Annotated in this window: 5 protein-coding genes and 2 pseudogenes; 5 read left to right on the forward strand and 2 right to left on the reverse strand. The window is 76.2% G+C overall.

Going from position 1 to position 5,167, the window contains the following annotated elements:
* Positions 1-434: pseudogene (locus tag CBZ_RS21175) on the forward strand (hypothetical protein); the annotation flags it as partial.
* A gap of 167 nt (positions 435-601) precedes the next feature.
* Here the strand turns inward: CBZ_RS21175 and CBZ_RS18845 are convergent.
* Positions 602-1,081 (reverse strand): GNAT family N-acetyltransferase, encoded by a 480-nt coding sequence (locus CBZ_RS18845; RefSeq protein WP_373862202.1) that lies wholly within the window; start codon positions 1,079-1,081, stop codon positions 602-604.
* A gap of 136 nt (positions 1,082-1,217) precedes the next feature.
* Between CBZ_RS18845 and CBZ_RS18850 the strand changes: the two genes are divergently transcribed.
* From CBZ_RS18850 to CBZ_RS18860, 3 genes are read left to right on the forward strand one after another with little or no spacing between them, the layout of a single operon-like run.
* Positions 1,218-1,649, forward strand: a complete 432-nt coding sequence (locus tag CBZ_RS18850; RefSeq protein WP_130782994.1) for a YciI family protein — start codon at positions 1,218-1,220, stop codon at positions 1,647-1,649.
* Between the two features lie 37 nt (positions 1,650-1,686).
* Entirely contained in the window at positions 1,687-2,949 is a 1,263-nt protein-coding gene (locus CBZ_RS18855; RefSeq protein WP_130782995.1) for an RNA polymerase sigma factor, read from the forward strand.
* Positions 2,946-3,278, forward strand: a complete 333-nt coding sequence (locus CBZ_RS18860) for a YnfA family protein (RefSeq protein WP_130782996.1) — start codon at positions 2,946-2,948, stop codon at positions 3,276-3,278. The genes CBZ_RS18855 and CBZ_RS18860 overlap by 4 nt, the downstream gene beginning before the upstream one ends.
* Before the next feature lie 82 nt (positions 3,279-3,360).
* Here CBZ_RS18860 and CBZ_RS18865 read toward each other — a convergent pair whose 3' ends face one another.
* Positions 3,361-3,744, reverse strand: coding sequence for a DUF5655 domain-containing protein (locus CBZ_RS18865; protein ID WP_130782997.1), 384 nt, complete (start codon positions 3,742-3,744; stop codon positions 3,361-3,363).
* Positions 3,745-3,950: 206 nt separating this feature from the next.
* Between CBZ_RS18865 and CBZ_RS21400 the strand changes: the two are divergent.
* Positions 3,951-5,167 (forward strand): annotated as a pseudogene (locus tag CBZ_RS21400) (hypothetical protein); the annotation flags it as partial.

The raw sequence follows: 5,167 nt of genomic DNA on the forward strand, positions 1-5,167 counted from the left end.
GCTCTGCGGTCGGGGCGACGGCCCGCACCCGCCTCGCGGAGGCGCACCGGCACGTCGAGCAGTCCGCGGTCCTCGGCGGCGCCGACCCGGTCGGGGCGCTGCGGGCGCTCGACACCGCGGGCGCGCTCGCCGCCGCGGCCCGGCAGCTCGCCGACCAGGACGTCGCCGCCGAACGGAGCCGCGAGCTCAGCCGGTCGTGGTCGACGTCGTCCGGCGGGGGCTCCGGGTGGGGAGGCTCCGGCGGGGGGTGGGGCGACTGGGGCAGCGGTGGCTCGGGCGGTGGGTTCGGTGGCGGTTTCAGCGGCGGGACGTCGCGGTCGCGGTCGAGCTCGTCCCGGCGGTCGTCGTCGAGCCGGTCGTCGTCACGCGCGTCGTCGAGCCGACGGTCGTCGAGCAGCGGACGCAGCCGCCGCGGAGGTGGCGGCCGCTTCTGACGGGGCCGCCGACCCCGTGACGGTGCCCGCTCGACCGCCCGCGGCGGGCACCAGGACGGGGTCGTCGACCGCTTCTAACGGGGCCGCCGACCCCGTGACGGTGCCCGCTCGATCGCCCGAGGCGGGCACTAGGACGGGGTCGTCGGCCGGGGGCGTGCGCCGGGACGTCAGCGCGGGGTGCGCACCATCCGGACGTGCGGGATGCCGTCCTCGTCGTAGTCGTCGCCCGCGCGGACGAAGCCGAACCGCGCGTACCACTGCTCCAGGTGCGCCTGGGCGTGCAGGTGGATGGTCGCGTCCGCCCGGCACAGCGTGATGCCGTGTTCGATCAGCGCCCCGGCGACGCCCCGGCCCCGGGCGGCCGGCGTGGTGGCGACCCGCCCGATCGCGGGCTCCGTGCCGTGCACGCCGAGGACCCGGATGGTGCCGAGCAGCTCGCCGTCGTCGTGGGCCCAGACCTGCAGGGTGTCGTCGAGCAGGTCGCGGCCGTCGAGCTCCGGGTACGGGCACGCCTGCTCGACGACGAACACGTCGACGCGCAGCGCCAGCAGCGGGTACAGCTCGGCGGCCGTGATGTCGGCGGCGGTGCGGGTCTCGATGGTCGGCGGCACGGTCGGGGGCGTGGTCGGCGGAGTGGTCGGCGGCACCGCACGAGCGTAGGTCGTCGCCTGCCCGACGAAATCTCCGGAGGCGTGTCGAAGGACCGCGGCGCCGTTCGACGACCTGGTGAGACACCGACCCCGGCACTAGCGTCGAGGCGGTCCGCACCCGAAGGAGAGCACCATGAAGGTCCTGGTCATGATCGAGGGCAACGGCGCCGACGAGGACAAGGTCGCCCCGACCGCCGAGATGTTCGAGGAGATGGGCCGGTACAACGAGCAGCTCGTCCAGGCGGGCATCATGCTCGGCGGCGAGGGCCTGCTGCCGAGCGCGAAGGGCGCGCGCGTCGTGTTCGAGGGCGGCACGACGACGGTCGTCGACGGGCCGTTCGCGGAGGCGAAGGAGCTCATCGCGGGGTACTGGATCTGGGAGGTCTCCTCGCTGGAGGAGGCCGTCGAGTGGGCCAAGCGGTGCCCCGCGACGATGGGCCTGCACTCCGTGCTGGAGATCCGCCCGATCGCGACGGTCGAGGACTTCGGCGACGCGTACACGCCGGAGGTCGCCGCGGCGGAGGAGAAGCTCGCCGAGCAGATCCGCGCGCAGCACGGGGCGTGACGCGCAGCCGGGGAGCGAGGCGGACGGGGCACCGGTCGTGACGGACGCACGGCGGACCGTCGAGGCCGTCTGGCGCATCGAGCAGCCGCGCCTCGTCGCCTCGCTCACCCGGCTGGTCCGCGACGTCGGGCTCGCGGAGGAGCTCGCGCAGGACGCGTTCGTCGCGGCGCTCGAGCAGTGGCCGCGCGACGGCGTCCCCGACCGGCCCGGTGCGTGGCTGCAGCAGACGGCCCGGAACCGCGCGGTCGACCGGATCCGGCGTGAGCGGAACCGTGACGTGAAGTACGTGGTCGCCGCGGCGGGCACGGCCGACGCCCCGCCCGCGGACGCCGTGGTCGACGACCCCGTCGGGGACGACCTGCTGTCCCTCGTGTTCCTCACGTGCCACCCGGTCCTGCCGCGCGAGTCGCGCGTCGCGCTGACCCTGCGCCTGTTCTGCGGCCTGACGACCGACGAGATCGCGCGCGCGTTCCTCGTGCCGTCGCCGACGGTCGGGCAGCGGATCTCCCGTGCGAAGCGCACGCTCGCCGAGGCGCACGTGCCGTTCGAGGTGCCGCAGGCCGACGAGATCCCCGCACGGCTCGCGTCGGTGCTGGAGGTCGTCTACGTCGTGTTCACCGAGGGGCACGCCGCGACCAGCGGCGACGACTGGGTGCGCCGTGACCTCGCGGGGGAGGCGATGCGCCTGGGCCGCGTCCTGACGGGACTGCTGCCGCGCGAGCCCGAGGTGCACGGACTCGTGGCCCTCATGGAGCTCCAGGCGTCGCGGTTCGACGCCCGCACCGACGCCGCCGGCGAGCCCGTCCTGCTGTCCGACCAGGACCGCAGCCGGTGGGACCGCACGCTCGTCATGCACGGCCTGGCCGCCCTGGACACCGCGACCACGCTCGGTCGCCCGCTCGGCCCGTACACGGTGCAGGCCGCGATCGCCGCGTGCCACAGCCGGGCCGCGCGGTTCGAGGACACCGACTGGGAGGCCGTCGTCGCCCTGTACGACGCCCTCGCGCAGCTCGCGCCGTCGCCCGTCGTGGACCTCAACCGGGCCGTCGCGGTGCTGCACGCCGACGGGCCCGAGGCGGCGCTCGTGGCCGTCGACGCCGTCCGCGACGACCCGCGCCTCGCCCGGTACCACCTGCTCGGGGCCGTCCGCGCGGACGTCCTGCTCCGGCTCGGGCGCCGCGACGAGGCCGCCGACGAGCTCGAACGTGCAGCCGCGCTCGCCCCGACCCCGCGCGAACGTCGCCTGCTCGCCGAGCGCGCCGCAGCCGCCGCCCACCGACCCGGCACACTGCCCCCATGACCGTGCTGCGCTCCGTCGCCCTGTTCGCGCTCGCCGCCGTCGCGGAGATCGGCGGCGCGTGGCTGGTCTGGCAGGGCGTGCGCGAGCACCGCGGGCTGCTGTGGATCGGCGCGGGCGTGCTGGCGCTCGGCGCCTACGGGTTCGTCGCGACGCTGCAGCCCGACGCGAGCTTCGGGCGGATCCTCGCCGCGTACGGCGGGGTGTTCGTCGCCGGCTCGCTCGCGTGGGGGATGGTCGTCGACAAGTTCCAGCCGGACCGGTGGGACGTCCTCGGCGCCGCGCTGTGCCTGCTGGGCGTCGCGGTGATCATGTACGCGCCGCGCACCTGACGCGGCCCGCACCCGACGCGCCGCGCACCAGACGGACCGCGCACCTGACGCGCCGGGGACGGGCATCCCGACCGCCCGGTGCTCAGGCCAGGTGGGCGCCCTGCCCGACCGCGTACGCCTCGCGGACCCACCCCGCGAACTCGGCGTCCAGGTCACCCGCGGACGTCACGCGGAAGTGGTGCACGAACAGCCGCCGCGTGTACGGCGTCACCCGGCGGATCCGTCGGTCCGGACCGAGCGGACGCTGCAGGTCGAGGAACCCGTCGACCCCGTGCCGCGTCGGGCGCGCGCCCGCGAACCCGCGGCGCGTCCCCGCGAACGTCACGGTCGTCTTGTGCGCGTGCACCGCGACCGGCCCGCACGACTCGACGAGCGCGACCACCTCGCGCCACAGCGCCACGTGCGCGGGGTCGGCATCGCGGAGGTGGTCGTCGACGGTCCAGGTGCGCTGCTCGTCGTCGGTCATCGGACGATGGTCGCCGCTGCGGACGGTCCCCGCAGCACCGGCGGTGACGTACGGGGCTTTTCGCCCGGTATCGCCCTGTCATGAACGCCGTGACTTTGCGAGGATCGCGGGAGAGGTGCCGGCGACGGGGGCTGCCCGGCACCCAGGGGGGTCCGGGGGGCTCGATGTCGCGAGGGCGCGATGCCGTCGCCGACCCGGTGGTGGACGTGAGCGTCCCGACCGCCGGGCGTGGCGTGGTGCGGCGAGCGCTGCTGCACCAGCTCGACGAGGTGCTCGCGAGCCGGTGCGGCCTCGTCGTGGGCCCGCGCGGGTCCGGCAAGACGACCGTCATGCGGCAGTGGGCGCGCACCAGCCGACTGCCGGTCGTGTGGGGGCGGTGCACGCCCGCGGGGATCGCCGTGCGGTCCGGCGCGCGGACCCTCGTGCTGACGCCCGACGAGCTCGGGCAGTCGGTGCTCGCACGGCGGTCGCCGACGCTGCTGGTCCTCGACGACGCGCACGAGCTGCTGGTCCGGCGCGTCGAGGACGACCTGGAGCAGCTGCTCGTGTCGTCGAGCCCCGACGTGCACGTGCTGCTCGGGTCGGTGCGGCGGCCCGTGTTCAGCCTCGCGCGCTCGGAGTTCCCGCCGCCGACCGTCGTGACGCCCGCCGACCTGCGGCTGCGCGTGTGGGAGGTCGACCGGCTGTTCCGCGACGTGTACGGGCACCCGCTCGCGCTCGACGACGTCGACGTCCTCACCGACGAGACCGAGGGGTGGGCGGCCGCCGTCCACCTGTTCCACCGCTCGACGTCGGGCCTGCTGCCCGCCGACCGTCGCCGCGCGATCCGCTCGCTGGGCTCCGACACGTCCTACGTGCGGGACTACCTCGTCGACGAGGTCCTGGCGCCCGTCGACCGGCCGACGCTCGACCTGCTGCACTGGGGCTCGGCGTTCGAGGAGCTCACGGCCCGGCGGTACGAGGAGCTCGTCGAGGGGACGGCCCGGCCGCCGCTGCTGGGCCTGGGCCGCGAGGGCACCGCCGGAGGAGCCACGGCCGGAGCGGGCACGGCCGGAGTGGGCACGGTCGGCGAGGGCACGGCAGGCGAGGGCACGGTCGGCGAGCGCGCGGCAGGCGAGGGCACGGGCGGCTCGAGCGCCGTCGGCGGGGCAGCGGTGGGTGTGGGTGCAGGGGGCGAGGGCACCGCGGCCCGTGCGGCCGCGCAGCTCCGGTCGCTCGACCGCCGCTGGTCGCTCGCCTGGAGCGAGGACGGGGTGCGGTTCCGGCTGCCCCGCGTGCTGCGCCGCCACCTGCAGGTCGCGCACGCCGAGCACCTCGGGCCGACCGCCGCCCGTGCGTGGCGGCAGCGGGCCGAGACGGTCCTGCGGCGCGACACCGCGGCGGGCGGCGACCTGGCGGGGGAGTCGGGCCACGACGCCCGGGC

The sequence above is a fragment of the Cellulomonas biazotea genome, assembly GCF_004306155.1.
In the GTDB taxonomy this organism is placed as follows: Bacteria; Actinomycetota; Actinomycetes; order Actinomycetales; family Cellulomonadaceae; genus Cellulomonas; species Cellulomonas biazotea.